The sequence below is a fragment of the Pseudomonas sp. 21LCFQ010 genome, from assembly GCF_024129905.1.
GTDB lineage: Bacteria > Pseudomonadota > Gammaproteobacteria > Pseudomonadales > Pseudomonadaceae > Aquipseudomonas.
This window is the reverse complement of the sequence record NZ_JAMYDZ010000001.1, coordinates 156,424-182,655: the sequence shown is the minus strand read 5'-3', so window position 1 is coordinate 182,655 and position 26,232 is coordinate 156,424. Positions and strand designations below refer to the sequence as shown.

At 61.1% G+C, this 26,232-nt stretch carries 26 protein-coding genes; 13 read left to right on the top strand and 13 right to left on the bottom strand.

Annotation, left to right across the window (positions count from 1 at the left end):
• Nucleotides 1–42: 42 nt before the first annotated feature.
• From NJC38_RS00875 to NJC38_RS00865, 3 genes are all read right to left on the bottom strand, one after another.
• Nucleotides 43–945, bottom strand: a complete 903-nt coding sequence (locus tag NJC38_RS00875) for a phage tail tube protein (protein WP_253110414.1) — start codon at nucleotides 943–945, stop codon at nucleotides 43–45.
• A gap of 79 nt (nucleotides 946–1,024) precedes the next feature.
• On the bottom strand, nucleotides 1,025–1,351 hold the full coding sequence (locus tag NJC38_RS00870) for an MFS transporter (protein ID WP_253110412.1): 327 nt from the start codon (nucleotides 1,349–1,351) through the stop codon (nucleotides 1,025–1,027).
• Nucleotides 1,352–1,523: 172 nt separating this feature from the next.
• The gene (locus NJC38_RS00865) at nucleotides 1,524–2,114 is read right to left on the bottom strand and encodes a hypothetical protein (protein ID WP_253110409.1); all 591 of its coding nucleotides are present in this window, start codon (nucleotides 2,112–2,114) and stop codon (nucleotides 1,524–1,526) included.
• Nucleotides 2,115–2,368: 254 nt separating this feature from the next.
• Between NJC38_RS00865 and NJC38_RS00860 the strand changes: the two genes are divergently transcribed.
• Nucleotides 2,369–2,584 (top strand): hypothetical protein, encoded by a 216-nt coding sequence (locus tag NJC38_RS00860; RefSeq protein ID WP_253110406.1) that lies wholly within the window; start codon nucleotides 2,369–2,371, stop codon nucleotides 2,582–2,584.
• Between the two features lie 221 nt (nucleotides 2,585–2,805).
• On the top strand, nucleotides 2,806–3,732 hold the full coding sequence (gene tal / locus NJC38_RS00855) for a transaldolase (protein ID WP_253110403.1): 927 nt from the start codon (nucleotides 2,806–2,808) through the stop codon (nucleotides 3,730–3,732).
• A 70-nt stretch (nucleotides 3,733–3,802) separates the two neighbouring features.
• On the opposite strand, the gene rssC is transcribed toward tal, so the two are convergent.
• Together rssC and rssB are read right to left on the bottom strand one after the other, a co-directional pair.
• Nucleotides 3,803–4,288: an anti-sigma factor antagonist RssC gene (rssC, locus tag NJC38_RS00850; protein WP_045490038.1), complete on the bottom strand. Its 486-nt coding sequence runs from the start codon at nucleotides 4,286–4,288 to the stop codon at nucleotides 3,803–3,805.
• A complete protein-coding gene (gene rssB / locus NJC38_RS00845; protein WP_045490037.1) occupies nucleotides 4,288–5,469 on the bottom strand; it encodes a two-component system response regulator RssB in 1,182 nt (393 codons plus the stop codon). Before rssB ends, rssC begins: the two co-directional genes overlap by 1 nt.
• A gap of 251 nt (nucleotides 5,470–5,720) precedes the next feature.
• Between rssB and NJC38_RS00840 the strand changes: the two genes are divergently transcribed.
• Complete coding sequence (locus NJC38_RS00840) at nucleotides 5,721–6,020, top strand: PilZ domain-containing protein (protein WP_045490035.1); 300 nt, start codon at nucleotides 5,721–5,723, stop codon at nucleotides 6,018–6,020.
• An 8-nt stretch (nucleotides 6,021–6,028) separates the two neighbouring features.
• On the opposite strand, the gene NJC38_RS00835 is transcribed toward NJC38_RS00840, so the two are convergent.
• The gene (locus NJC38_RS00835) at nucleotides 6,029–6,958 is read right to left on the bottom strand and encodes a LysR family transcriptional regulator (RefSeq protein WP_253110400.1); all 930 of its coding nucleotides are present in this window, start codon (nucleotides 6,956–6,958) and stop codon (nucleotides 6,029–6,031) included.
• Between the two features lie 89 nt (nucleotides 6,959–7,047).
• Between NJC38_RS00835 and NJC38_RS00830 the strand changes: the two genes are divergently transcribed.
• A complete protein-coding gene (locus NJC38_RS00830) occupies nucleotides 7,048–7,527 on the top strand; it encodes a GNAT family N-acetyltransferase (protein ID WP_045490031.1) in 480 nt (159 codons plus the stop codon).
• 20 nt (nucleotides 7,528–7,547) lie between these two features.
• On the opposite strand, the gene NJC38_RS00825 is transcribed toward NJC38_RS00830, so the two are convergent.
• On the bottom strand, nucleotides 7,548–8,249 hold the full coding sequence (locus NJC38_RS00825; RefSeq protein WP_253110397.1) for a VacJ family lipoprotein: 702 nt from the start codon (nucleotides 8,247–8,249) through the stop codon (nucleotides 7,548–7,550).
• 184 nt (nucleotides 8,250–8,433) lie between these two features.
• On the opposite strand from NJC38_RS00825, the gene NJC38_RS00820 reads away from it, so the two are divergent.
• The gene (locus NJC38_RS00820) at nucleotides 8,434–9,057 is read left to right on the top strand and encodes an HAD family phosphatase (RefSeq protein ID WP_253110393.1); all 624 of its coding nucleotides are present in this window, start codon (nucleotides 8,434–8,436) and stop codon (nucleotides 9,055–9,057) included.
• 109 nt (nucleotides 9,058–9,166) lie between these two features.
• A complete protein-coding gene (locus NJC38_RS00815; RefSeq protein ID WP_045490025.1) occupies nucleotides 9,167–9,436 on the top strand; it encodes a DUF4404 family protein in 270 nt (89 codons plus the stop codon).
• 53 nt (nucleotides 9,437–9,489) lie between these two features.
• Here the strand turns inward: NJC38_RS00815 and queF are convergent, their stop codons facing one another.
• Nucleotides 9,490–10,320, bottom strand: a complete 831-nt coding sequence (gene queF / locus NJC38_RS00810; protein ID WP_253110390.1) for an NADPH-dependent 7-cyano-7-deazaguanine reductase QueF — start codon at nucleotides 10,318–10,320, stop codon at nucleotides 9,490–9,492.
• A 160-nt stretch (nucleotides 10,321–10,480) separates the two neighbouring features.
• Between queF and NJC38_RS00805 the strand changes: the two genes are divergently transcribed.
• Together NJC38_RS00805 and NJC38_RS00800 are read left to right on the top strand one after the other, a co-directional pair.
• Nucleotides 10,481–11,155, top strand: a complete 675-nt coding sequence (locus tag NJC38_RS00805; RefSeq protein WP_253110387.1) for a heavy metal response regulator transcription factor — start codon at nucleotides 10,481–10,483, stop codon at nucleotides 11,153–11,155.
• 5 nt (nucleotides 11,156–11,160) lie between these two features.
• On the top strand, nucleotides 11,161–12,504 hold the full coding sequence (locus NJC38_RS00800) for a heavy metal sensor histidine kinase (protein WP_253111354.1): 1,344 nt from the start codon (nucleotides 11,161–11,163) through the stop codon (nucleotides 12,502–12,504).
• Here the strand turns inward: NJC38_RS00800 and NJC38_RS00795 are convergent.
• From NJC38_RS00795 to NJC38_RS00785, 3 genes are all read right to left on the bottom strand, one after another.
• Nucleotides 12,495–13,739, bottom strand: coding sequence for a lipoprotein-releasing ABC transporter permease subunit (locus NJC38_RS00795; RefSeq protein WP_253110384.1), 1,245 nt, complete (start codon nucleotides 13,737–13,739; stop codon nucleotides 12,495–12,497). The two genes, NJC38_RS00800 and NJC38_RS00795, sit on opposite strands and share 10 nt — an antisense overlap.
• Before the next feature lie 223 nt (nucleotides 13,740–13,962).
• Entirely contained in the window at nucleotides 13,963–14,646 is a 684-nt protein-coding gene (gene lolD, locus NJC38_RS00790) for a lipoprotein-releasing ABC transporter ATP-binding protein LolD (protein WP_253110381.1), read from the bottom strand.
• Nucleotides 14,647–14,653: 7 nt separating this feature from the next.
• The gene (locus tag NJC38_RS00785) at nucleotides 14,654–15,904 is read right to left on the bottom strand and encodes a lipoprotein-releasing ABC transporter permease subunit (protein ID WP_253110378.1); all 1,251 of its coding nucleotides are present in this window, start codon (nucleotides 15,902–15,904) and stop codon (nucleotides 14,654–14,656) included.
• A gap of 101 nt (nucleotides 15,905–16,005) precedes the next feature.
• Here NJC38_RS00785 and NJC38_RS00780 point away from each other — a divergent pair, with 101 nt between their 5' ends.
• Together NJC38_RS00780 and NJC38_RS00775 are read left to right on the top strand one after the other, a co-directional pair.
• Entirely contained in the window at nucleotides 16,006–16,584 is a 579-nt protein-coding gene (locus NJC38_RS00780) for a PilZ domain-containing protein (protein WP_253110374.1), read from the top strand.
• A gap of 70 nt (nucleotides 16,585–16,654) precedes the next feature.
• The gene (locus tag NJC38_RS00775; protein WP_045490017.1) at nucleotides 16,655–17,377 is read left to right on the top strand and encodes a glycerophosphodiester phosphodiesterase; all 723 of its coding nucleotides are present in this window, start codon (nucleotides 16,655–16,657) and stop codon (nucleotides 17,375–17,377) included.
• 36 nt (nucleotides 17,378–17,413) lie between these two features.
• On the opposite strand, the gene sthA is transcribed toward NJC38_RS00775, so the two are convergent.
• The gene (sthA, locus tag NJC38_RS00770; protein WP_045490016.1) at nucleotides 17,414–18,808 is read right to left on the bottom strand and encodes a Si-specific NAD(P)(+) transhydrogenase; all 1,395 of its coding nucleotides are present in this window, start codon (nucleotides 18,806–18,808) and stop codon (nucleotides 17,414–17,416) included.
• A gap of 360 nt (nucleotides 18,809–19,168) precedes the next feature.
• On the opposite strand from sthA, the gene NJC38_RS00765 reads away from it, so the two are divergent.
• Nucleotides 19,169–20,455 (top strand): MFS transporter, encoded by a 1,287-nt coding sequence (locus NJC38_RS00765; RefSeq protein WP_253110372.1) that lies wholly within the window; start codon nucleotides 19,169–19,171, stop codon nucleotides 20,453–20,455.
• Between the two features lie 127 nt (nucleotides 20,456–20,582).
• On the opposite strand, the gene NJC38_RS00760 is transcribed toward NJC38_RS00765, so the two are convergent.
• Nucleotides 20,583–22,046: a glyceraldehyde-3-phosphate dehydrogenase gene (locus NJC38_RS00760; protein WP_253110369.1), complete on the bottom strand. Its 1,464-nt coding sequence runs from the start codon at nucleotides 22,044–22,046 to the stop codon at nucleotides 20,583–20,585.
• Between the two features lie 188 nt (nucleotides 22,047–22,234).
• On the opposite strand from NJC38_RS00760, the gene mfd reads away from it, so the two are divergent.
• Complete coding sequence (gene mfd / locus NJC38_RS00755) at nucleotides 22,235–25,684, top strand: transcription-repair coupling factor (protein ID WP_045490013.1); 3,450 nt, start codon at nucleotides 22,235–22,237, stop codon at nucleotides 25,682–25,684.
• An 11-nt stretch (nucleotides 25,685–25,695) separates the two neighbouring features.
• Nucleotides 25,696–26,232 carry a CsiV family protein gene (locus NJC38_RS00750; protein WP_253110366.1) on the top strand — a complete coding sequence of 179 codons (537 nt, stop codon included), beginning with the start codon at nucleotides 25,696–25,698 and terminating at the stop codon, nucleotides 26,230–26,232.

Genomic DNA, 26,232 nt, shown 5'->3' with positions numbered 1-26,232 from the left:
AAAGAAGCCCGCCACAGCGGCGGGCCGAGGGTCAGGGGGTGGTCAGGCCGAGCGGGTAATGCTCATGGTGGTGCCGGCGGTTTCGTCGTAACCGGCACTGACGGTGTACTGCGGGATGATCGCGCCGGGGCCGCTGGTCTGCTTCTGGCCTTGGGTGTAGCGCACCTTGGGCAGGGTCAGGGTGTAACGGTCGTTGCCCTCGGCGAACTCAATGCTGTGCGAGGTCGAGGTTTCGTTGAGCACCTTGTCCCACAGCACTTCGTCGACCAGATAGGCGCTCAGGCTGCCGGTGACGGTCGCCACGCCATTGCTGATGTCGAACGCCTCACGGCTGCCCAGGGCGAACAGCGCTTCCATGCCGTTATCCAGGGTCACCGACCACTCGGTGGCATAGGCCACGTCCACGCCGCCCTCCTTGAGCGCCAGGTTGGTGGTGATCATGATGTCGCTGGCGGTGGCCGGCACGAAAGTCGAACCGGCCGGCAGGCTGAACTTCTCGGCCTTGGTGCCGAGCATGCTGAAAGTCACGCCGACCGGGGCATTGAGCGGCGAGCTGATCGCCATGGAGCCGACCCGGCAACCGCGGTAGATGTAGTCGACGCCGATGTCGGTATGGCGCTCCAGAATTGCGAACGAACGCTCAGCCTTGCCGATCTTCAGCACATTGGCGGTCCAGGTGCCTTGCATCGCAGCCTGGATCAGGTCATCGAAGCTGGCGAAGGACAGCTCCACCGCGATATCGCCGGCCACGCTGTAGGTGCCGCCACGGCTGGGCGGACGCTGGCGGGACTGGTTCATTTCGGCGGTGTCGATCTGGTTGATGTTCGGGGTCAGCCCGGAACTGACGAAGCGGATCGGCTTCCAGGCAGGATTGGCCGCAATCGCGCCGCTCACTTCTTCGATGTAGTAGGTCTCGACGGCGGAGCCGTTGGCCATTTTGCTCATGTTTCACTCTCCATATAACGAAAAAACCCGCTCGAAGGCGGGTACGGGTGGGTGTTGCAGATGAAAGGGGTGTGTTGGCTTAGCGGTTACCGCCGCCGAACTTCTGACGAATCAGTGCCCACAGGTCAGCAGCCTTGATCGCCCGGTGGATGGCGGCCATGGCTGCGCCGCCGAAGCTGCCAAGCAAAAAGCCGACGCCGGCAACGTTGTTTGGCTCGGTGACGCCCAGATAGTCGCTGACCATGCCGGTGAGATACAGCGCGCAGGCCACGCCGGTTACCAGAAAGATGACCCAGGCGCGCAGGCTGGTCAGGTCGTCCTTGTGCCACCAACTGGCGACCACGGCGCCGATCAGCCCGGCCAACGCCCATTCGGCCTTGTCGAACAGGCGATGAAGAAACTCCATGTCCGGACCTCCGGTTCAGATATGTCAATGAAGTGGGCAACGGGTTGCCCGGTCGAACCTGCAGACGCAAAAAACCCGGCTCGATGGCCGGGTCTTGGTGATTTGCACAACCGGGTTGTCGGTCGCAGTAATCACATGATGGAGAAAAAAATATTGCTTTGTTGCAAACAAATCAAGCTGTTTTTGAAAATAAAATGCCCTCATGCAATAAAACAGTCTCTGCCTGTGCCAAAGCCTCACCCACCCACTGATCCAGTGTGGCTTCCACAGATTTTTTCCAACGCCAGTAGGTGGTGCGGCTCAAACCTTGGGTATCCCAGGTGCTGATGTCGTAGAACCCGTCCGGCAAGACAATGATGTCAGTGGAACGCCGCACACCTTGAGAGCCGGCCTTGAGCCCCTTGAGCGGCGGAATCGCCCAGGCTGTTACCGCCTTGTAGACAAACAGCCGTGGCGCTGCACAGTTGACTTGAGCGATCAACGCGCTGATGGCTTCGACCTTGCGGGCCTTGTGCGTGCCATACCGGGCTTGCAGCACCCGCCAATGGCAAGGCGCCAACTGGGCCTGCAGACGCGCATGCATCCAGCACCCCACCTGCGCAGGATCGATACCGGCAAAGCGCTCACCGCCCAGCACGCAGGCATCGGCCTGCCCGGTGGCGTCGGCGTTGTACAGTTTTTGCCACGCCTGCTTGCTGGTGTTATCCCGGGTCTCGGCGGCCAGGGCGGCAATGACGGCGCTCAATACGCTGCTGTAGTTCATGTGATGTCCCCAATCGAAAGTCGTATCTGATTGCAATGCAAGGCTGCTCCTTGGCTTAAGCCCTTTTCGACCGGGGCTGAGCAATCAGCAGAATTGCAAAATCCATATGCAATTAATCACTTTCCGTGAAATCAATCAATCACGATATGTGATTTCATTAAATACAGATCACTTCCCGAGACCATCAGTGGCTACAAGCACGTGCCGCCGCCAGGCGTGCTAGCGTCCGGCGTTTCGGTTAAAAGGGATTGGCAATGAAAACAGGATACCTGGCACTGACAGTGCTTCTGGCCGGCTGCTCGTCGTACAGCGAACGAGGCACTGGCGAAGGCGGACGAGAGATTGGCGAAAACGGCTACACCGTCAGGTGCGATGCCAGCCCACCGAACCAGCCGGGCTGCTACCAGCCCACACCGTCATTTTCATGGTGGCCTTCCGAAAAACTCAACCTGCGCCTCGGCCCGCACTGAGTGGATGGCACTGACGCTGATTGATGCCCGGCAACCACCTGCAGATCATTTGGAACAAGCTCACTGAATGACACTCCAACTCATTCAGCCTTCCCTAATTCACATACCCGGCGGCCATGAAAAATCACCGCTAACCCACACGGGGTGTTTTAGCCTGGCCGTCTTGAGCGGTCGACTAGGCTCGGGTAATGTCATCGCATCGCACAGGACAGAGCACACTCATGACTTCCAAGCTGGAACAACTCAAAGCATTCACCACTGTTGTGGCCGATACCGGCGATTTCGACGCCATCGCTCGTCTCAAGCCAGTGGATGCAACCACCAACCCCTCGTTGCTGCTCAAGGCGGCCTCTAACGAGAGCAATGCTGCGCTGCTGGCCGAGGCCTTCAGCGGTAGTCAGGGTGATATCGGCCTGGCCAGCGACCGCTTTGCCGTGGCCATCGGCCGCAAGATCCTGGACGTCGTTCCTGGCCGCGTGTCCACAGAAGTAGACGCGCGCCTGTCGTTCGACACCCAAGCCATGATCGAGCGCGGTCAGCGCCTGATCGGCCTGTATGAAGAGGCAGGCGTGGGCCGCGATCGCATCCTGATCAAGCTGGCTTCAACCTGGGAAGGCATCCGCGCTGCCGAGAAGCTGGAAAAAGACGGTATCCAGACCAACCTGACCCTGCTGTTCTCCTTCGCCCAGGCAGTGGCCTGCGCCGAAGCCGGAGTGTTTCTGATTTCGCCGTTCGTGGGGCGTATCTACGACTGGTACAAGAAATCCACAGGGCAGGATTACACCGGCGCCCAAGACCCTGGCGTGCAGTCAGTGACGCGCATCTACAACTACTACAAGGCCAATGGCTACAACACGGTGGTGATGGGTGCGAGCTTTCGCAATATCGGTCAGATCGAACAGCTGGCAGGCTGTGATCGCCTGACCATCAGTCCCGAGCTGCTCAAACAGCTGGATGAAGACCAAGGCAGCCTGACCCGGCAACTGGCGCCCGGCCAGGCCGGTGAAGAGCGTCTGAGCCTGAGCGAGAAACAATTCCGCTGGCTGTCCAACGAGGATGCAATGGCCACCGAGAAGCTGGCCGAAGGCATTCGTCAGTTTGCCCGCGATCAGGAAAAGCTCGAAGCCCTGCTGTCGGCAAAGGCCTGATACAAAAAAGGGCGATACCTGCGCAGGTATCGCCCCTTCTTTGCTAACGCCAGCTAACGCCCGTCAAAAACTAGCGCTGCCCCTCCAGGGCATTGACCAGGTCGTGAAACGCTTCACGATTGGACTCGTTGAGACCCATCAGAATCTTGTGCGCTTCCAGCACCTTGGCCTTGACCACTTCCTCACCCTGATCCTGGGAGGGCAAGTCAGTCAGGCACTCCGGGCACGGGACCGGGTGATCGACAATATTGAACACCTGATCGAAGCCCATCGACTGCAGCAGCCGAGTGATGTCTTCGTGGGTGGTCACCAGGGTTGGCAATAGCCCGACCTTCTGCCGCGACAATATCGAGAGTTTGGCCAGCAGGCCCAATGTGGTGCTGTCAATGCTGCGCGTTTCGGTCAGATCGATCACGATGGCCGAGAAATTCAGCGCGGTGAAGATCCGCTCGATCGTCGCATCCAAGGCCGAGCACAAGGTCAGACGTACTTCACCGACGAACTTGAGAACGAAGGTGCCTTCTTGCTCGGCGAACTGGATTCTACCGGTACTCATCAAAGATTCCTGCTCAACACTAACAAGGCGATATCATCCGGCATCTCCCCTAGCGTAGCCAATTCGAAAACCTGACGCAGACCATCCAGGCTGCCGCCCGCCGTCTTGACCAACTCTGGCAAGGCAGCTTCTTTCTCCTTGAGTGTATCACCGGGCAGCAGATCCAGTATGCCATCAGACAACAGGGTCAGGCTGAACGCCTCGGGTAACTCCAGGACGTGATCCTGATAGGTGGCTTCCTGAAACAAACCTACCGGCAGGCCGCGGCCCTCAAGATAACGGCCCTGACCTTCGCTGAACAATACCGGCAGCGGTAAATGACCGCCCACCGAATAGGTCAGCGTGCCCGCCTGCTCATCAATCACCCCGCCCACCATGGTTACGTGTTTGCCCAGCTTGCAGCTGATCAGCCCGCGATTGATATGCCCCAGCACATCGGAAGGCTTGAACTCAGGCAGGGTCCCCCCCCGCTTGGACTCGAACAGCAACCGCGTGGTCATGAACTTCAGCAGCACGGTAATGAACGCCGATGACGCGCCATGACCCGAGACGTCCGCCAGATAGAACGCCACACGGCGCTCGTCGACCCGAAAATAGTCAACGAAGTCACCCGACAGATACAGGGACGGAATGATCTGGTGGGCGAAGCTGAACTGCTCGGTGGACCAGGGGCTGGTTGGCAGCATGTTCATCTGCACTTGCCGACCGGCATCCTGATCTTCCTGCAACAGGTGCAGGCTCGCTTCAAGCTCGCGATTGGCGGTTTCGAGCTTCTCCCGGTAGAGCCGGTTTTCCTGCTCCAGGCGCGCGCGATCAAGGGCGCGATGCACCGAGTGCTCAAGCACTGCGAGGTCTTCGAGGGGTTTGATCAGGTAATCGGCAGCGCCCAGGCGCAAAGCCTCGACGGCGTCGCTCATGACACCGGCACCAGAGACCACGATCACCGGCATTTGTGGCGAGCTAGCAGTGACCTTGCGGATCAGCTCGAGGCCGCCCATCTGGGGCATGCGCAGATCGCAAATGATCAGGTCGGGGTTTTCCTGCTCGAAAATCTCGACACCCTGCTGGCCATTGATAGCCTGCAGGACATTGAAACCACTGTCTTCCAGGTAGGCGGCGATACTCGCACGCACGACCTCGTCGTCATCGATAATCAGCAGCGTTGCACTGGTTTTAGGCATGTGGGCAAACGGCGCCAGATCAGGTTGAGGTAGGCGGCCCGGTACATGCCGGTGCTGCTTACTGGATTCGCTTTCTAGCCACTCTGGACGACAATACGCCGACGCTTCAGAGGTGCCCTTCAAGGCGCAGACGGTACTCCCATCCGCCGGGCGTTTCAAGCGAACTTCCACGCTTGATTTACGTCTTTACATCACAAATCGCCGGGAGTTATAAGAACGCTTAGTTCAGCAACCAAAACTTAGGACAAACCATGAGCCGTATCGATCAGGGATATGCCGAAAAGCGGGATTTCATCCGTATGCGCGTCGATGCCGACGTCAGCATCATCCATGCCGGGCAGATCATTCCAGCCGTATGCCTGGACCTGTCCAGCAGTGGCATGCAGGTACAGGCGCCCCGCACGTTCCAGGTCGGTGACCGATTGAAAGTGCGGATCGACTCTGACCACCCAGCCCTCAAAGGCCTGGAAGCTGAAACCGAAGTGGTCTGGCTGGCCGACCAGGACGATGGCGGTCAGAAGCTCGGGCTGTCGATCATTTCCATGAGCTGAACACGCGCTCAAGCGGGCGGCAGCCCGGCAAACAATGTGCGTAACTGGCCCGCCATCCAGGCATGGGCGTCACTACGCGCATACTTGCGGTGGCTGTAGAGCCGCAGCACGTAGGGTTTGATCGGAAACGGTGGCGCAAACTGCACGATATCTGCCGCCGGCGCGAGTTGGCGCGCGGCGTGCCCGGCCAGGGTCATGATCAGATCGCTGCCGCCGATGATGAACGGCCCGACCAGCACCGCCGGAATCTGCAAGGCCACATCGCGCTGCAAGCCCATACCTTGCAGAACCAGATCCACCACCCCGCAGCTCTCGCCCCACGGCGTCACCACCACATGCCGCTCGGCCAGATACGTCGCCAGGTCCAGGCTGTTACCGATCCTCGGATGGCCGCGCCGGGCAATCACCACGTACTCCCCGCTCGACCAGTCTTCGCAGTCGATACCCGGCGGCAGGCTGTCACGCTCCTCGCCATAACCAAGGGCGAAATCGATCCGCCCACACGCCAGGTCTTCGATGCAGATCTTGCGCTCGGCGTGCACAACCTTGAGCCGCAAGCGTGGCGCGCAGTGCTGCAGCCGCGCCAGCAACCCAGGCAACAGTTGCAAGGCGGTGTAGTCGGTGGCGGCAAAGGTAAACACCCGCTCGCTGGTCAGCGGCTCGAACGGCGCCCACTGTTCGAGCTCATCGCTTAACGTGGCCAGGCTCAGCGCAACGACGCTGGCAAGCTGCTCGGCCCGCTGCGTAGGACGCATGCGATTACCCTGACGAATGAACAGTTCATCGCCCAGCGCCTCGCGCAGCCGCGCCAGAGCGTGACTGAACGCCGATGCACTGAGCGAGACTTCTTGCGCCGCAGCGGCCACTGTGGCGTGGCGGTACAGGGCATCGAAGATGCGTAGCAGGTTCAAATCCAGTCGGCTCAACACAGAATGCATAGCGCTCACTCAACCCTGAATAAATTGCACTACATGCAGCTTACTGACTGATTTAGGCTGCTGTACATCCCAACCACCGAGCCGCCAGCATGAACCTGAATATCCGCCCAGCCCGCCGCGAAGACGCCGCACAGATCCTGGCCTTCATCACCGAACTGGCCGATTACGAAAAAGCCCGTCACCAGGTGCTGGCCAGTGTTGCTGACATCGAGCGCACGCTGTTCGTCGAACAGGCCACCAGCCATGCCCTGATCTGCTGCCGCGACGAGCAGCCCATCGGGTTCGCGGTGTATTTTTTCAACTATTCGACCTGGCAGGGCCGCAATGGCCTGTACCTGGAAGACCTTTACATCAGCCCCGAACAGCGCGGCACCGGCGCCGGCAAATTGATGCTCAAACACCTGGCCCGTGAGGCCTGTGCCAAAGCGTGCGGCAGGTTCGAGTGGAGCGTCCTGGACTGGAATGAACCGGCCATTCGCTTTTATGAATCAATCGGTGCGCGCCCACAGACCGAGTGGGTGCGCTACCGAATGGAAGGCGAGGCACTGAAGACCTTCGCCGAGAGCTGACAGCGGATTGTCGGCAAGAATCAGAAGTCGTCTTCGACCTGACCGTCCTTGACCTTGAATTCGCGGTTTTGCAGGTAGGCGTTACGAATAAAGGTGTACTTGTCGCCGGTCACCAGACGCTCGGCCGACAGCAGGCTGGCGCGGGTATCGATCAGGTTCACACCCAATGCCGAATTACGGGTCGGCACGTGATCGATGTAACGCCACGGCGTGGTGTAGCTGTCCGGGTATTTGGCAAAGGTATCGCGCACAGTGCTGGGGCCGAACAGCGGCAGTACGACGTAGGGACCGCTGCCTACGCCCCAGTAACCCAGGGTCTGGCCGAAATCTTCGTCGCTGCGTTGCAGGCCCATGCGCGTGCCGACATCGACGAAACCCAGCAGGCCGAACGTGGTGTTGACGATCAGCCGCGCGGTGTCGACCCCGGCAGCGTGAGGCTTGGCCTGCAGCACGTTGTTGGCCAAATTGCCGACATCACCGATGTTGTTGAAGAAGTTGTGTACGCCATCTTCCACGAACTGTGGCGCGATGAACTGATAGCCCTGAGCGATCGGCTTGAGGGTGTAGGTATCAACCAGATCGTTGAAGCGAAAGATCGGCCGGTTGATGCTTTCCCAAGGGTCATCCTCGGCGGCCTGGACAGCCATCGGGACCATAGCGACGCCGGCGCACAGAGACAGACGGGCCAGTCGCTGGATAAAGCCGTTACGCGATTGGGGCATAACGCAAACTCCTGTCAGAGGTGATGACCCGGCCACAGCGGCGGGCAAAGGCAGGCAGTATAAAGCCTTCGCGACCAATCAGGCAGACTTGCATACGCGCGCCAGCATCGCTGACGGTCACCGCGCATTCATATTTCTGTCATCGAGCTCCGGTAGCGTGCAGGCTATTTCGGAGAATCCCGCCATGCTTGCACCGGTCGACACGCCCATGCCGGCTTTTTCCGCCCTGCTGTTCGGCCTCAGCGGCTGTCTGGTAGATTTTGGCGGGCAAGCTGCCAGCAAAATGGACAGCCAAAGCGAGGCCGCTCTCGACAGCCACGCGCAGCTGACGCCCGGCGCACTGGAAAGCCTGCACAGCCTGCGCCAGCAAGGCATTCCCTGCGCCTGGCTGGACGATCTGCCCGACCCGCTGAGCCTGAGCCTTTCAAGCCCGCTGGGCGACTTGATCAGCGCCACTGCGCGCAGCCCGGTGCAGTGGCCGGCGCCGGATGCCTGCTGGCTGGCCCTGATGACCCTGAAGGTCAGCCAGCTCGACGGCTGTGTGCTGGTCAGCGGTAATCCACAGCTGTTGCAATCAGGCCTGAACGCCGGGCTATGGACCATCGGCCTGGCCTCCTGCGGTTCACTGTGCGGCCTGAGCGCCGAGCAATGGCAGGCACTGGATCACGACCAGCGCGAGCGTCAGCGTGCCCAGGCCACGCTGCACCTGTACAGCCTGGGCGCCCACTCGGTGATCGACCACCTGGGCGATCTGGAGTCGTGCCTGGCCGATATCGTGCTGCGCCGCAGCAAGGGCGAAAAACCCTGACACCGGTCAGCGGCAAAGCGCCCCGATCTGGATTAGGCTTACTGGCAACAGGGACCTTTCGCCTGCACCAAGGGTCCATGAGTGAGGCTTATCGAAGAAGGAGCACGCCATGCCCGCCCGCGAACTGCAAGAACAACTCAATGCCCTGCATGAGCAACTGGAACAGAACCCGCCGCTGTCGGAAACCGAGCGTGTTGAGCTGCATGAACTGATGCAACAGATCAAAAGCAAGATCGAACTGGAAGACGCCACTCACACGCAAGACACCAGCCTGGTGGATGGCGTCAATCTGGCGGTCGAGCGCTTCGAACTGGAACATCCGGGTATCGCCGGCACGCTGCGTAATATCGTCGTGACCCTGGGCAATATCGGCATCTGACACCCTTCATAAAAAAGCCCGTCATTTGACGGGCTTTTTCATTGCAAAACGTTTCACTGACGCGCCAGACGCTCGTTGCTGATCGGCACGGCATGGGTGCTGCGGTACGGATTGATGTCCAGCCCGCCACGGCGTACATAACGCGCATACACAGTGAGTGTTTCCGGCTTGAGCAAGCGCTGAAGATCGAGAAAGATGCGCTCGACGCACTGCTCATGGAAATCGGAGTGCTGGCGGAAGCTGACGATGTACGCCAGCAGGCTGGCCGGGTCCAGTTGCGCGCCGCGATACTCCACCACCACCGTGCCCCAGTCCGGCTGGCTGGTCACCGGGCAATTGGATTTGAGCAGGTGACTGTAAAGGCTCTGCTCGACCACCTGGGCCGGGTCACAGCGCAACAACTCGGGACGCGGGTGATCGTAGCTGCTGACTTCGATATCCAGCTCATCGATGCACTCGCCAGGCAAGGCCGCTACACCCTGTGCAGTGATCTCGTCCAGGCTGCTGATACGCACGCCAACAGGTTTGCCGGCCGCTGCCGACAGGTCACTGACCAGCACTTCGTGCAAGGCTTCACGGCTGGCGAATACGGTCTGATTCAGGGAGTTGAGGTACAGCTTGAACGACTTGGACTCGATAATATTCGGCGAGTCGGCCGGCACGCTGAACTCGGCAATCGCCACCACCGGCTTGCCCGACGGCAGCAACCAGGACAGCTCATAGCAATTCCACACATCGACGCCCTGATACGGCAGCGTCTCGGCGCTCAGGCCCAATTCGGCCCATTTCGCGGCACGCGGAATCGGAAACAGCAACTCAGGCGTGTAGCTAGAGACGTACTCACTGGACTTGCCCAGGGGCGAGTGTTCGGCGGCAGGATGCATGGCGGTATAGGAATCTCGGAAAATAACCCGGCAAGTCTACCTGTTTTGCCGGCGGCGTTCAGCCCGTGCGGCCATGCGGCGGATTACAACGCGGTAAGCTTGCACCGCTGGCCCGCCTGACACGGTATAAAGCCTGTTTCAAGCAAGCAGCGACCGGCAGATGAAATTACTGATCGTCGAAGACCAGGCCCGCACCGGCCAATCCCTGCGCCAGGGGCTCAACGAAGCCGGCTTCGACAGCGAGCTGGCCAATGACGGCCACAGCGGCCTGCACCGCGCACTGAGCGGCGAACATGCGCTAGTGATTCTCGATGTGATGCTACCCGGCGTCGATGGCTGGCAGATTCTTGAGCAACTGCGCGCCAACGGGCTACAGACCCCGGTGCTGTTTCTCACGGCCCGCGATGCCATCGAAGATCGGGTTCGCGGCCTGGAGCTGGGCGCCGATGATTATCTGGTCAAGCCGTTCGCATTTTCCGAGTTGCTCGCCAGGGTCCGCACCTTGCTGCGCCGGGCGCCGCCTCAGGAGACCTGCCTGCAACTTGGCGAGCTGCGTCTGGACCTGTTGCAGCGCAAGGTCGAGCGCGAGGGGCAACGCCTGGATCTGACAACCAAGGAATTCGCCCTGCTGGAACTGCTGTTGCGCCGCCAGGGCGAAGTGCTGCCCAAGTCGCTGATCGCAGCCCAGGTCTGGGACATGCACTTCGACAGCGACACCAATGTCATCGAAGTGGCGGTGCGCCGCCTGCGCATGAAGGTCGATGACGACTTCGACCACAAGCTGATCCACACCGTGCGCGGCATGGGCTACGTACTGCAGGAGCAGGCGCCGTGAGCAGGCTGGCAAGACTGTCGTTGCGCAGCCGCCTGGCCCTGCTGTTCGCGGGCTGCACAGCGCTGGTGTCACTGATTGCCGGGGTGCTGTTCAGCCAGGCCAGTGCCAGTCACTTCGTGGAACTGGATCAGCAACTGTTCGACAGTCGGCTGGCCAGCCTGCGGGCTGCCTTGCAAGACGTACAGGATCCTGCGGCGCTGGCAATGCATCAAACGCAATTGACCAGCCATGCCGATCTGACGTTGCGCATCAGTGATGCCCAAGGCCATGTCTGGTTCGATAACACCCCCTCACAGCTCTCGCTGCCGTCCAGCACTGGCCTGCATACCCTGAGCGAGACTCAGGGCGACTATCGCGTCTTTACGGCACCGCTGGACCCGGCGCAGCCCGGCTCGCCGCGCCTGACGCTGGTGCTGGACATCACTCACCATCAGCACTTTCTGCAACGCATGCAGCACTTGATCTGGCTGACCGTAGGGCTCTGCGCCCTGGCCACCGCACTGCTCGGCGCCTGGGCGGCACGCAGCGGTTTGCGGCCGCTGCAGCGCATGAGCGCAGTGGCGGCCGGGGTCTCGGCCAGTTCGTTGACCACCCGCCTGCCCGACGCCCGGATGCCGGCCGAGCTGGCCGAACTTACCCGCACCTTCAACGCCATGCTCACCCGCCTGGAAGACAGCTTTCAGCGACTCTCGGCGTTCAGTGCCGACATTGCCCATGAGTTACGCACCCCGCTGTCCAACCTGCTGACCCAGACCCAGGTGACCCTGACCCGGCAGCGAACGCCCGAACACTACCGCGAAACGTTGCTCGGCAATCTGGAAGAGCTGCAAAGCCTGGCGCAGATGGTCAATGACATGCTGTTGCTGGCCAAAACCGAACAAGGCTTGCTGGCCCCGGCGCAGGATGAACTGCACTTGGAGGATGAAGCCGATGCGGTGCTGGAGTACCTTGCACCGCTGGCCGAGGATGCCGGCATTGAGCTGTACCGCGAGGGTCAGGCAGCGTCGCGTGGTGATCGCGCCCTGTTACGCCGGGTGCTGTCCAACCTGCTGAGCAATGCCCTGCGCTTTACCCCAAGCGGCGGCCAGATTGCCGTGCTGCTGCAAGACAGCGCCGCAGGCGCGCTGCTGACCGTAGAGAATCCCGGGGCGGACATCCCGCCCCACGTCGTGGCGCGCCTGTTTGATCGCTTCTATCGCGCCGATACTTCGCGGGCCGACCGTCACGAGCATGCAGGGCTGGGATTGGCGATCTGCCGCTCGATCATCCACGCCCATGGCGGGACGATCGAGTGCCAGTCACAAGGCGGGCTGACCCGCTTCGTGATCCGCCTGCCAGCTTATTCGTAGCGCAGGGCAGTCGCCGGCTCGACCTTGGCGGCACGCCAGGCCGGGTAGATGGTGGCCAGAAAACTGAGAATGAAGCCGGCGCTGCAAATCAGCAGCACGTCAGCAGCCTGCAACTCGGACGGCAGGTTGCTGATGAAATACACATCAGCGCTGAACACATGCTGGCCGGTAACCCGCTCCAGCCAGCCGACCAGCGCACTGACATTCAGCGCTGCGATCACCCCCAGCACGCCGCCGATCAGGGTACCCACCACACCGATCAGTGAGCCCTGAATAATGAAGATTCCCATGATCTGCCGCGGCGTCGCACCCAGGGTGCGCAGGATCGCAATGTCGGCGCCCTTGTCGTTGACCACCATGATCAGCGTGGCAATGATGTTGAACGCCGCCACCGCAACGATCATCAGCAGCAGCAGGCCAATCATGGTCTTTTCCATCTTCATGGCGCTGAACAGGCTGCCCTGGGTGTGGCTCCAGTCATCGGCGCGATAGCCTTCGCCAAGCCCGCCGGCAACCGCCTTGGACACTTGCGGAGCCTTGTAAAGGTCCTTGAGCGCCAGACGCACCCCTTGCACCTGACCAGGCTGCCAGCGTTGCATCTGCCCGGCATCGGCAATGTTCATCAACGCCATCGAGCCATCCAGCTCGGCACCGACCTTGAACAGCCCCACCACGGTCAGACGCTGCAGACGCGGGGTGATGCCGCCAGGCGCATTGCTGATTTCCGGCACAATCAAGGTCAGCGCATCGCCTACATTCAGGCGAAAGCGCCGCGCCGTGATCTCGCCCAGTACCACCCCGAACTCGCCGGGTTTGAGGTCTTGCAGGCTGCCACGGGTGATGTGCCGGGTCACAATCGAGACTTCATGCTCACGGGCCGGATCGATGCCGCTGACCTGAATCGGCTGCATGGCGCCACGGTACGACAGCATGCCTTCCATTTCGGTCAACGGCGCAGCCGCCACCACCTCAGGATTGCGCAGCGCTGCATCGGCAACCTGCTGCCAGTCGTCCAGCGGCTTGACCCCGAGAATCGAAGCGTGCGGCACCATGCCGAGGATGCGCGAGCTCATTTCCCGCTGAAAGCCGTTCATCACGGACAACACAACGATCATCGCCAGCACACCGAGGGCCAGGCCAATCATCGAGGTCATGGAAATGAACGAGATAAAACTTTTGCGACGCTTGGCCCGGGTGTAGCGCGCGCCGATGAAGATGGATAAGGGTCTGAACATTCGCAGGGCACCTAGCGTGGTGAATCACAAGTTAACTGCACAATACTGGCGGTGCCTTGCACTGCCATGCAGCGTTGCCACTCCTCGCCATAGCCCTGCTATGGCTCGTCGCGGCGCCTTGCCTGGCTGCAAAAATCACTCGCCATTTATCACGCGAACTTGTGACTCACCACGCCAGGCAAAGAATCGACCCGCCACCTCAGGAGGTAGCGGGCCGGCTGAATCAGTCGGCGACCAGCCGGCCGTCTTCCAGGCGCAGGACACGGTCCATCTGCCTGGCCAGATTCAAGTCATGGGTCACCACCAGAAACGCGGTGCGCGACGCGGTGCTCAGCTCGCGCATCAGGTCCTGAATCCCCTGCCCCGTGTGATGGTCGAGGTTGCCGGTCGGCTCGTCGAGCATCACCAGACCTGGCTCGTTGACCAGTGCCCTGGCAATCGCCACGCGCTGACGCTCACCGCCAGACAGCTCGGCGGGCTTGTGCGCCAGACGATGGCTCAGGCCGACCCGCTTGAGCAACGCGGTGGCCCGATCGCGCGCCTCAGGGATCGGCGTTTTGCCGATCAGCAACGGCATGCAGACGTTCTCCAGCGCGGTGAACTCAGGCAGCAGGTGGTGAAACTGATAGACGAAACCCAGCGCCCGGTTACGCAGCAGGCCACGCGCTCTCTCGTTCAGCGCAGACAGCTCTTCACCGGCCAGCCAGACACTGCCCTGCGACGGTGTATCGAGACCGCCCAGCAGGTTGAGCAAGGTACTCTTGCCGGAACCCGAACTGCCGATGATCGCCACCCGTTCGCCGGGAAACAGTTCCAGTTGCAGGCCAGACAACACCACAACTGACTCCGGGCCCTCATCGTAGGATTTACCCAGGTTGCGGCAACTCAATACAGCTTTTTCAGACATGCCCGACTCACTCATAACGTAACGCCTCTGCCGGCTGGGTGCGCGCTGCGCGCCAGGCTGGATACAGGGTGGCGAGGAAACTCAGGAGCAATGCGGCGCCACACACCTGAAGCACATCCTGAGCCATCACTTGTGACGGCAGGTAGTCGATGAAGTAGACATCCGCATTGAGAAACTTGTGGCCGATCAGGCGTTCCAGACCGGCAATCGCAGCACTGACATTGAGCGCAGCCAGAATGCCCACCCCGGCACCGATCAGGGTGCCGACCACGCCGATCACGGTGCCCTGGACCATGAAGATGGCCATGATCTGCCCCGGCGTGGAACCCAGCGTACGCAGGATCGCGATATCACCCTTCTTGTCGTTGACCACCATCACCAGTGTGGAAATGATGTTGAACGCCGCCACCGCAACGATCAGCAACAGCAGCAAGCCAATCATGGATTTCTCCATGCGGATGGCCTGGTACAGGTTGCCGTGAGTGCGGGTCCAGTCACGCGAGTAATACTTGCTGCCGCCAAGATCCTGAGCAATCTGCCAGGCGCCACGCGGGGCCTCGAACAGGTCATCGAACTTCAGGCGCAGGCCCTGCACCTGATCGGGCTGCCAACGGCGCAGGCGACCCAGGTCCTCGATATTGGTCAGACCGAGAAAACCGTCGATCTCGCCGGCACCGACATGAAAGATACCAACCACGGTAAAGCGCTTCATGCGCGGAAACAGACCGGCCGGGGTCACTGCCACTTCGGGCGCGACAAAGGTCAGCTTGTCACCGAGGCTCACACCCAGCTTGCTCGCGGCGCGGTCGCCGATGATGATGCCGAACTCACCCGGCGCCAACTGGCTGAGCGCGCCCTGACGAACGAATTGGCTGATGATCGAAACCTTGTCTTCCTGGCTCGGGTCAATACCATTGAGCAGGACTTTCTGGACCATGCCTTCGTGGCTGAGCAAGCCCTGCATCTGGGTAAACGGCGCCACCGCCTGCACGCCCGGGCTGGCGCTGACTTTGGCGGCCAGCTGCGGCCAGTCGCGGATCGGCTCGTCACCTTCGACCGTGGCATGCGGCACCATGCCCAACACGCGGGTACGCATCTCGTGATCGAAACCGTTCATGACCGACAGCACGACAATCATCACCACCACGCCAAGGGCCAGGCCGATGATCGACGTCAGGGAAATAAAGGAAACAAAATGATTACGTCGCTTGGCACGGGTGTAGCGGGTGCCGATAAAAGCAAAAAGAGGTCTGAACATTTAAGGAATTGTTCGCAGGAATGGGACATCCGTGTGGCGGGCTGCCATGTGCGGCCTTACACTCGAAACTCTCTGACCACAGCCGCAGGCACGGGTTCGCCATGTCGACATTAGATGAAGAAAGACGCCGCGAATACTACCGTATCGAAGACAGCGTCGCACTGGAAATTAACCCGCTCGACGAGGCCGCCAGCTGCACGATGCCGCGCATTACCGCGCTGTTTCAGTTGCTCAGCGAGCTGCATGTCAGCGAGTTCGAGTCCCAGCATCTGCTACGCCAGCTCGATGACCGCGACCGGGTGTTGAACGGTTTCCTCAAAGCCATGAGCAAGCGCATCGACCTGCTCGGCCAGGTCGTGGCCAATACCGCTCTGGGCGAACTGGGCACCCCGCAACCGGTACTACTGTCTGAAGGCGGGATCCAGTTCAGTTCAGCCCAGTCCTACACGCCTGACTCACGCCTCTCGATCAAAATGGTCCTCATGCCGCAAGCGGCCGGGATGATGCTCGAAGCCCGAGTGGTGAGTTGCGCGCCCAAGGCAGATAACGCCTTCGAAATTGATACCGAATTTGTCGACCTGCCCGATGCACAGCGGCAATTGCTCGCCCGTCATGTGCTGCAACGCCAGGCCCAGCAGCGACGTCAGGCGCGGGAACAGAACACAGCGCCCGACGCATGAGCGTCGGGTCCATCAATTGTCTATTCGCGGCTGAAGCGGATCGCTGCCCGGCCGCTGCTACGGAGTATTTGTGACGCTAATTTATGGCCACCGCGGCGCCAAGGGCGAAGCCCCCGAGAACACCCTTGCCAGTTTCCAGCAGTGCCTGAAGCACGGCGTGCGCCGTTGCGAACTGGACCTGCACCTGTCTCGCGACGGCGAACTGATGGTCATCCATGACCCGACCCTCAAACGCACCACCGACCGGCGCGGCAAGGTTCATGAGCATGTGGCCAGCGATCTGGTGACCTACGACGCCCGTCGCGGCGGTCCCGGCTGGGTCAGCCCCTGTCCGATCCCGCGCCTGGAAACCCTGTTCGAACACTGCGATTTCGATCACTGGCAACTGGAAGTGAAAAGCGCATCAAGGGTCCGCGCCGCCAATACGGTACTGGCCATCCGCGAGCTGGTGCAGCGCCACGGGCTGCTCGACAAGGTGACCATCACGTCCAGCTCACGGCAAGTGCTGCGCGCAGCACTGGAACTGACGCCGGACATTTCTCGTGGGCTGGTAGCCGAATATGCCTGGCTCGACCCGTTGAAGGTCGCGCAAGCCTATGGCTGTGAGATTCTCGCCCTGAACTGGACATTGTGCACCCCGGAACGCCTGCTCAAGGCTCAGCGCCAGGGGTTGCACGTGTCGGTATGGACAGTCAACGAACCGGCGCTGATGCGCCGGCTCGCCGACTTCGGCGTAGACAGCCTGATCACAGACTTTCCCGGTTTGGCCACTGCCACCCTCGGGAATCGCTGATCTCTCCGGCCGGCTCAGGCCGCCGGCCGGAGCCGCTCAAAAAAGCCGGTTGAGACCGTCGTAGGCCGCTACCCGATAGGCTTCGGCCATGGTCGGGTAGTTGAAGGTGGTATTGACGAAGTACTTCAGGGTATTGGCTTCACCTGGCTGGTTCATGATCGCCTGGCCGATATGAACGATCTCCGAGGCCTGGTCACCGAAGCAATGCACGCCCAGCACCTCAAGGGTTTCACGGTGAAACAGGATCTTCAACATGCCGACCCGCTCATCGGAGATCTGCGCACGGGCCATGCCTTTGAAAAACGCCTTGCCGACTTCATACGGCACCCGGGCTTCGGTCAGCTCAGCCTCGGTCTTGCCGATCGAACTGATCTCGGGAATCGTGTAGATGCCGGTAGGCACGTCGTTGACGTAGCGCCAACTGCCGTTATCCACCAGACTGCCCGCCGCTGAACGCCCCTGGTCATAGGCCGCACTGGCCAGGCTCGGCCAGCCAATCACGTCACCGGCGCCATAGATGTTGCTGACCTCGGTGCGGTAGTTTTCATCGACTTCGATCTGCCCGCGACCGTTGGCTTTCAGGCCGACGTTTTCCAGGCCCAGCTTGTCGGTGTTGCCGGTCCGTCCGTTGCACCACAGCAACGCGTCGGCCTTGATCTTCTTGCCGGATTTGAGGTGCAGGACCACACCGTTCTCCAGGCCTTCAACGCGCTCGTACTCTTCGTTGTGACGAACCATGACGTTGTTGTTGCTGAAGTGGTAACTCAGGCCCTGGGAGATTTCCTTGTCTAGGAAGCTCAGCAACTGATCGCGGTTGTCGACCAGCTCGACCAGCACGCCCAGACCACTGAAGATCGAGGCGTACTCACACCCGATCACACCGGCGCCGTAAATGATCAGCTTGCGCGGGGTATGGCTGAGGCTCAGGATCGTGTCGCTGTCGTAAATTCGCTTGTGGTTGAAATCGATATCAGCCGGGCGATAAGGCCGCGAGCCGGTGGCGATGATGATCTGGTTGGCGACCAGTTTGTCGACCACGCCGTTGCTGCCGACCACGCTGACGCTGTTTTCGTCAGAGAAGCTGCCGGTGCCGAAGAACACGTCAACGCGGTTACGCGCGTAGTAGCTGGTGCGCGAGGTCACTTGCTTGGCGATCACCACCTCGGCGCTTTTCAGCACATCCGGGAAAGAGAACCAACGCGGCTCGCCAATGGCGCGAAACATCGGATTGGTGTTGAAGTGGATGATCTGCTTGACCGCGTGACGCAGTGCCTTGGAAGGGATGGTACCCAGGTGGGTGCAGTTGCCACCGACCTGACGGCGGCTGTCGACCATCGCGACCTTGCGACCGGCCTTGGCAGCGTTCATTGCTGCGCCTTCGCCGGCGGGACCGGACCCCAATACCACGACATCGTAGTTGTAGACAGCCATGCGTACTCCTATAGAACAGGCCGCGCGCCGGGTTGGCGTCTGCGGCTAAATGACGCGTTGCAGTCTAGTGCTGCGCTCAAGCCGGGAACATTACCCCTTGGTCGTGACGAAGGCCACTTTTTCGTGGGTAATACATTGTTTCCGTGTGGGTAATCCTTTTTTGCCTGCTGCCCCTGCCAACCTGAACAAACCTTGAACCAGCCCTTCATTAGCTCGCTAACGGCTCTGGACAGGTTGTTTGAGGGCATTTTTACACATACTGTTACAAATAGCCCTCATCCGGGCATAGACCCGGAGTGCTGCCACGGCAGCCAGCAGACTGACCAACAACCTCAATATCCAGCCTGAAGAGTCAGAGCCATGACCACAACCACCAGCAAAGGCAAGGCGATTTTTCGCGTTGTCAGCGGCAATTTTCTCGAAATGTACGACTTCATGGTCTATGGCTTCTACGCCACGGCCATTGCCAAGACATTTTTCCCTACCGACAGCGCATTTGCCTCGCTGATGCTGTCGCTGGCCACCTTCGGCGCCGGCTTTCTGATGCGGCCGTTAGGGGCGATTTTTCTGGGCGCTTACATTGACCGCCACGGGCGCCGTAAAGGGCTGCTAATTACTCTGGGTCTGATGGCCATGGGTACGTTGCTGATCGCCTGCGTGCCCGGCTACAACAGTATCGGCCTGGCCGCGCCCTTGCTGGTTCTGCTGGGCCGCTTGTTGCAGGGCTTCTCGGCCGGCGTTGAGCTGGGCGGCGTGTCGGTTTATCTCGCGGAAATTTCAACGCCAGGTCGCAAAGGCTTCTTTGTCAGTTGGCAGTCGGCCAGCCAACAGGCTGCTGTGGTGTTTGCCGGGCTGCTGGGTGTGGCGCTGAATCACTGGCTGAGCCCTGAGCAGATGGGTGACTGGGGCTGGCGCCTGCCGTTCTTCATCGGCTGCCTGATCGTGCCGGCGCTGTTTATCATCCGTCGTTCGCTTGAGGAGTCTCCAGAGTTCGAAGCGCGCAAGCATCGCCCGACGTTGAGTGAAGTGCTGCGCTCGATCCGCCAGAACTTCGGCCTGGTATTGGCCGGCATGGCGCTGGTGGTGATGACTACCGTATCGTTCTACCTGATCACCGCCTACACCCCGACCTTCGGCAAGAACGAACTGCACCTGAGCGACCTGGAAAGCTTGCTGGTGACCGTCTGCGTCGGCGTGTCGAACTTCATCTGGCTGCCGGTGATGGGCAGCCTGTCCGACCGCATCGGGCGGCGGCCATTGCTGATCGGCGCCACCGTGCTGGCCATTCTCACCGCCTACCCTGCCCTGTCCTGGCTGGTCGCGCACCCCAGTTTTGCCAACCTGCTGACCGTCGAGCTGTGGCTGTCATTCCTGTATGGCAGTTACAACGGCGCGATGGTCGTGGCGCTGACCGAGATCATGCCCGCCGATGTGCGCACCACCGGTTTCTCGCTGGCCTACAGCCTGGCCACCGCCACCTTCGGCGGCTTCACCCCGGCGGCCTGCACCTGGCTGATTCATGAACTGGGCAACAAAGCGGCACCAGGCATCTGGCTGACCGGCGCGGCGATCCTTGGCCTCATCGCCACCCTGGTGCTGTTCAGGGCCAAGGACGCTACAAGCGGCAAGCTTCAAGCCGCAAGCTGAGCGCGCCGCCCGCACAAACTGCAGACGAAAAAAACGGGTCGAATAATCGACCCGTTTTTTCTGGTGATGCCCGGTCAGCCCAGACACCACCCACTTGCAGCTTGCCGCTTACAACTTAAAGCTGCGTTTACGCAGGAAACGCTGGCGGGTTGACCCCGGCCATGTCTTCCATCACGCGCACCACCTGGCAGCTGTAACCGAACTCGTTGTCGTACCAGACGTACAGCACAACGCGGTTGTCGTTGGCGATGGTCGCCTCGGCGTCGACAACACCGGCGTGACGCGAGCCGACGAAATCGGTGGAAACCACTTCCTGCGAGTTGACGTAGTCGATCTGCTTGTGCAGGTCCGAATACAGCGCGGTGTCGCGCAGGTATTCGTTGATCTCTTCGCGAGTGGTGGCCTTCTCCAGGTTCAGGTTCAGGATCGCCATCGAGACGTTCGGCGTCGGCACGCGAATCGCGTTACCGGTCAGCTTGCCAGCCAGTTCCGGCAGTGCTTTGGCAGCTGCGGTGGCGGCACCGGTCTCGGTGATGACCATGTTCAGCGCGGCGCTACGGCCACGGCGCGAACCTTTGTGGAAGTTGTCGATCAGGTTCTGGTCGTTGGTGTACGAGTGAACGGTTTCAACGTGACCGTTGACGATGCCGTACTTGTCATTGACCGCCTTGAGCACCGGCACGATAGCGTTGGTGGTGCAGGACGCCGCCGAGATGATCTTGTCATCGGCAGTGATCTGACCGTGGTTGATACCGTGCACGATGTTCTTGAGCTTACCTTTGCCCGGCGCGGTCAGCACCACGCGATCGACACCCGGGCAGGTCAGGTGCTGGCCCAGACCGTCGGCGTCACGCCATACACCGGTGTTGTCTACCAGCAGCGCGTCGCTGATACCGTACTGGGTGTAATCCACCTCGGTCGGGCTCTTGGCGTAGATCACCTGGATCAGGTTGCCGTTGGCGGTGATGGTGCTGTTGGCTTCATCGATGGTGATGGTGCCGTCGAACGAACCATGTACCGAGTCGCGGCGCAGCAGGCTGGCGCGCTTGACCAGATCGTTCTCGGCGCCTTTGCGCACCACGATGGCGCGCAGGCGCAGGCCCAGGCCACCACCGGTTTTTTCGATCAGGATACGCGCCAGCAGGCGGCCGATGCGGCCGAAACCGTACAGGACCACGTCCTTGCCCTTGGCAGGCGTAGCACTTTGCTGACCCACCACGGCGGCCAGTTCGGCACGCACGAATTCCTCGGCGCTGCGGCCGTTGCCTTCGGTCTTGAACTTGACGGCCAGACGGCCCAGGTCCACGGAAGCGGCGCCCAGCTTGAGCTCGCTCATGGCCTTGAGCAGGGGGAAAGTCTCGTGTACGGACAACTCGCTCGCATCGGCCTGGCGATGACGGGCAAAGCGGTGAGCCTTGAGAATCGCGATGACTGAACGGTTGATCAGGCTGCGGCCGTAGATCGAAGTGACCACATTATTATTGCGGTACAGCTGGCCGAGGAGCGGGATCATCGCCTCGGCGAGGGCTTCACGATCGATCCATTCACCAAGGCACTGGTCGGGCTTCTGAGTCACGGGAACCTTCCACATGTAGGGGCTGAAAAAAGGGGCTACATTATGACCGCCCCAGTGTTTATGAGCAATGCGCGGTTGTCAGATCTTCTGGCACTACATAAATTCCATGTTTAAAAGCCCGTCGGCAGCGCTGGAAAACTGACAGCCCCACTGCACCCCGTTACAATCGCCGCCTTTGTCGCCCAGCTGGAGTCCGACCGTCCGTGTCTGTTCTGCGCCTACCGCATCTGCCTGCCGCCGCCGGCAAACAACACTGGGGCAACCTGCAAGGTGCCGCCTTAAGCCTGGCCATCGCCGAAGCTGCCAGCGCCGCGCGGCGCTTTACTCTGTTGCTGACCGCTGACAGCCAGAGTGCCGAGCGTCTTGAGCAGGAGCTGAAATTCTTCGCCCCGGAGCTTGCGGTGCTGCATTTCCCGGACTGGGAAACCCTGCCCTACGACCTGTTCTCGCCGCATCAGGACATCATTTCGCAGCGGATCTCCAGCCTGTACCGCCTGCCGGAACTGGACCACGGCGTGCTGGTGGTGCCGATCACCACCGCCCTGCACCGCCTGGCCCCGACCCGATTCCTGCTGGGCAGCAGCCTGGTGCTGGATGTCGGCCAGAAGCTTGACGTCGAAGCCATGCGCACTCGGCTGGAGGCCAGCGGCTACCGCTACGTCGACACGGTTTACGAGCATGGCGAGTTCACCGTGCGCGGGGCCCTGCTGGACCTGTTCCCGATGGGCAGCAAACTGCCTTATCGGATCGACCTGTTCGACGATGAAATCGAAACCCTGCGCACCTTCGACCCGGACACCCAGCGCTCAATCGACAAGGTCGAGTCTGTGCGCCTGCTGCCGGCCAAGGAATTTCCGCTGCACAAGGATGAAGTGGTGCGCTTCAAGGCGCGCTTTCGCGAACGCTTCGATGTCGACTTTCGCCGCAGCCCGATCTTCCAGGACCTCAACAGCGGCATCACCCCGGCCGGGATCGAGTATTACATTCCGCTGTTTTTCGAAGAAACCTCGACCCTGTTCGATTACCTGCCGCAGGACACCCAGGTGTTCTCCCTGCCCGGCATCGAGCAGGCCGCCGAGAACTTCTGGAACGACGTACGCAATCGTTATGAAGAACGGCGCATCGACCCCAACCGGCCGCTGCTGCCGCCTGCCGAACTGTTCCTGCCGGTGGAAGACTGCTTTGCCCGCCTGAAGAACTGGCCGCGGGTGGTCGCCAGCCAGCAGGACATCGAAGCCGGTGCCGGTCGCGAACGTTTCCCGGCCCAGCCCTTGCCAGAGCTGGCCATCGAAGCCAAGGCCAGTCAGCCACTGGCGGCGCTGTCGAACTTCCTCGATCAGTTCCCCGGCCGGGTGCTGTTCACCGCCGAATCGGCCGGCCGCCGCGAGGTGCTGCTGGAACTGCTTGATCGCCTCAAACTGCGGCCGAAAACCGTCGAGGGCTGGCAGGATTTCGTCGCCGGCACTGAACGTTTGGCAATCACCATCGCGCCGCTGGATGAAGGCCTGGTTCTCGATGACCCATCCCTGGCGCTGGTCGCCGAGAGCCCGCTGTTCGGTCAGCGGGTCATGCAGCGCAGGCGCCGGGAAAAACGCGCCGAGCACGGCAACGATGCGGTTATCAAGAACCTTACCGAACTGCGCGAAGGCGCGCCGGTGGTGCATATCGACCACGGGGTGGGCCGCTATCAGGGGCTGGCGACCATTGAGGTCGACAACCAGGTCGCCGAGTTCCTGACCCTGGTGTACGCCGACGACGCCAAGCTCTACGTGCCGGTGGCCAACCTGCACCTGATCGCCCGCTACACCGGCAGCGATGACGAACTGGCACCGCTGCACCGGCTGGGTTCGGAAGTCTGGCAGAAGGCCAAGCGCAAGGCGGCCGAACAGGTCCGCGACGTGGCCGCCGAACTGCTGGACATCTACGCCCGCCGCGCAGCTCGCGAAGGTTATGCCTTCGAAGACCCCAAAGCCGATTACGCGACGTTCAGCGCCGGCTTCCCGTTCGAAGAAACTCCCGACCAACAGTCGAGCATCGAGGCCGTACGCGCCGACATGCTCGCCGCCAAACCCATGGATCGCCTGGTGTGTGGCGATGTGGGCTTTGGCAAGACCGAAGTGGCCATGCGCGCTGCGTTCATTGCCGTGCATGGCGGCCGCCAGGTCGCGGTGCTGGTGCCCACCACCCTGCTCGCCCAGCAGCACTACAACAGTTTCCGCGACCGCTTCGCCGACTGGCCGGTCAAGGTCGAGGTGATGAGCCGCTTCAAATCGGCCAAGGAAGTCAACGCCGCCGTGGCCGATCTGGCCGAAGGCAAGATCGACATCGTCATCGGCACCCACAAGCTGCTCTCGGACGATGTGAAGTTCAAGAACCTGGGCCTGGTGATCATCGACGAAGAACACCGCTTCGGGGTGCGCCAGAAAGAACAGCTGAAAAACCTGCGCAGTGAAGTCGACATCCTGACCCTGACCGCCACACCGATCCCGCGCACCTTGAACATGGCAGTGTCAGGCATGCGCGACCTGTCGATCATCGCCACCCCGCCAGCCCGTCGGCTGTCGGTGCGCACCTTCGTCATGGAGCAGAACAAGCCCACGGTCAAGGAAGCGCTACTGCGTGAACTGCTGCGCGGCGGCCAGGTGTACTACCTGCACAACGACGTGAAGACCATCGAGAAATGCGCCTCCGACCTCGCTGAACTGGTGCCCGAGGCCCGCATCGGCATCGGGCACGGACAAATGCGCGAGCGTGAACTCGAACAGGTGATGAGCGACTTCTACCACAAGCGCTTCAACGTGCTGGTGGCCTCGACCATCATCGAGACCGGCATCGACGTGCCGAGCGCCAACACCATCATCATCGAGCGTGCCGACAAGTTCGGCCTGGCCCAGTTGCACCAGTTGCGCGGCCGGGTCGGGCGCAGTCACCACCAGGCCTATGCCTACCTGCTGACCCCGCCGCGCAAGCAGGTCACCCCGGATGCCGAAAAGCGTCTGGAAGCAATCGCCAATACCCAGGACCTGGGCGCCGGTTTCGTGCTGGCCACCAACGACCTGGAAATTCGCGGCGCCGGTGAACTGCTTGGCGACGGCCAGAGCGGCCAGATCCAGGCGGTGGGCTTCACTCTGTACATGGAAATGCTCGAACGTGCGGTCAAGGCCATTCGCAAAGGCGAACAGCCCAACCTCGACCAGCCGCTGGGCGGCGGCCCGGAAATCAACCTGCGAGTACCGGCACTGATTCCCGAGGACTACCTGCCCGACGTGCATGCACGGCTGATCCTCTACAAGCGCATCGCCAACGCCACCGACGAAGACGGCCTCAAGGATCTGCAGGTCGAAATGATCGACCGCTTCGGCCTGCTGCCTGAGCCGACCAAAAGCCTGGTGCGCATCACTCACCTGAAACTGGTCGCCGAGCAACTGGGGATCAGCAAGATCGACGCCGGGCCGCAGGGCGGGCGTATCGAGTTCGCGGCCAACACGCCGGTCGACCCGCTGACCCTGATCAAGCTGATTCAGGGCCAGCCCAACCGTTACAAATTCGAAGGCGCCACGCTGTTCAAATTCATGGTGCCGATGGAACGCCCTGAGGAGCGCTTCAACACCATTGAGGCGCTGCTGGAGCGCCTGACCCCGAAATCTGCCTGAAGGATGTGCTCATGCGCCTGTACCGCTCATTGATCCTGTTCACCACCGTGCTACTGGCTGCGCTGTCCCCGAGCGCCTTTGCCAATGATCAATACCTGGTCGAAGCCATCCTGTTCCGCCAACTCGGCGAGCCGGCCGCGACCCCACAACCGGCGCCCGAGCACTGGGACGCCGGCGCGCCCCGGATTGAAGCCGGCAACCAGCGCGCCACTGCACTCAACGGCCTGGCCGAAAAACTCACCGCCAGCGGCCAGTATCAGGTCCTGATGCACCGCGCCTGGCAACAACAGATCGGCGAGCAGCCGAGCCGCGTGGCCGTGACCCAGGGCGATGAGCAGTTCGGTCATTTCCCGGTACAAGGTACGCTGAGCGTGGCGATCGGCCGCTTCACCGACTACGACGCAGAATTCTGGGTCAACCGCCTCGATAGCCACGGTATTTTGCAAGGCAGCGAGCGGCTCAAGCAGAGCGCCCGGATCAAGAACGGCGAGCTGACCTTCCTCGACTACGGCAGCCTGGCCCTGCTGATCAAGGTTTCTCCACTCTGA